This window comes from Bacteroides sp. 224, from assembly GCF_010500995.1.
Classification (GTDB): Bacteria; Bacteroidota; Bacteroidia; order Bacteroidales; family Bacteroidaceae; genus Bacteroides.
This window is the reverse complement of sequence record NZ_QVMK01000090.1, coordinates 1-1,334: the sequence shown is the minus strand read 5'-3', so window position 1 is coordinate 1,334 and position 1,334 is coordinate 1. Positions and strand designations below refer to the sequence as shown.

Annotated in this window: 1 protein-coding gene; it reads left to right on the top strand. The window is 48.1% G+C overall.

Annotated elements, in window-relative coordinates:
• Positions 1–1,334, top strand: a 1,334-nt coding sequence (locus D0T60_RS18455; protein WP_163219952.1) for a DUF3868 domain-containing protein, incomplete at both ends; no start/stop codon positions are given.

Genomic DNA, 1,334 nt, shown 5'->3' with positions numbered 1-1,334 from the left:
AGGCCGTTGAGGCTGCTGGTGGTAAGTTTCTTTCTTTTCTCTCTCTCTTGGGGAGAGGCTTTCTCTCAAAACTACCAGGGTTTTGTATCTGTAACATCACAGGAGTTTAGCGAGCGTAACGACAGTTTATTCATTGGCTTTGATGTAAGGGTGGACGCTAAAGCGGTACCGGCTTGTGCATCGGTGATTTTAGAACCGGAGCTGGGCGACGAGAATCATAAAGTGGCGCTTCCTTATATTTTGCTCAACAGCAAACGAAGAAGCAACCTGAACAAGCGGTGGTTTGCAATATGCAGCAACGAATGGCTGGCTCGGTATCAGGCACCTCAATTTAGTGTGACGGCGGGTAAATATACCGACGAGGTGATTTCTTACCGCATTCACCTGCCTTACGAGGAGTGGATGCAGCATTCGCAACTAACACTGAAACAGGAACTGACCGAATGTGGAGGAAAAAGCAGATTGTATGCTTATACGTTAGGAAACTGTATTCAACTATCGCCTCGCATACCTTACCAACCACAAACGTTAGTGAGCATGAGTATTCCTGAGGATGCCTCGAAAGCGCGCATTCGTCAGGGTAGTGCTTTCCTCGATTTTCAGGTGGGGCGTGCTACCATCCTTCCCGACTTTCGCCGAAATCCGGTGGAGCTGGCTAAGATCAACGATGCCATTTCAGGCATTGCCGATGATGCCGATGTACAGCTAAAAGGAATCACGGTAGAGGGTTTTGCATCTCCCGAGGGCACTTATGCATCGAACGAGAAGTTATCGCGCGAACGGGCAGCGGCTTTAAAAGAGTACATCCGAAGTCGTTATTTCTTTGCCGAGCAGCTATTTACAGTGCGATGGACGGGCGAAGACTGGAAAGGACTCAAAACACTGGTAGAGCAAAGCGATCTGGATTATAAGAATGAATTACTGGCAGTTATTTCCGGTTATGAGGAGCCGGATGCCAAAGAGCGCAAACTGAAAGCAGTTGGTCGCGGTATACCGTACTCCAAAATGCTACGCGAGCTCTTTCCGGAACTGCGCAGGGTGGAATACCGGGTGGATTATACAGTCAGAAACTATAACCTGAGCGAAGCCAAAGAGGTGCTTCGACGAAACCCCGATAACTTATCGCAACTGGAAATGTACAGGGTAGCCGAGAGCTACGGAAAGGACAGCCAAGAATATCGGGAAATTATGACGGAAATCATTCCCAAACATTTTGCTACCGATGCGGTGGCGATAAATAATGCTGCTGCCTTATTAATCAGCAATGAAGAGTACCAAACGGCACGACGCTTACTGGAAAAGGTATCTCCACAAAGCCCTTCGGTTTGGAATAA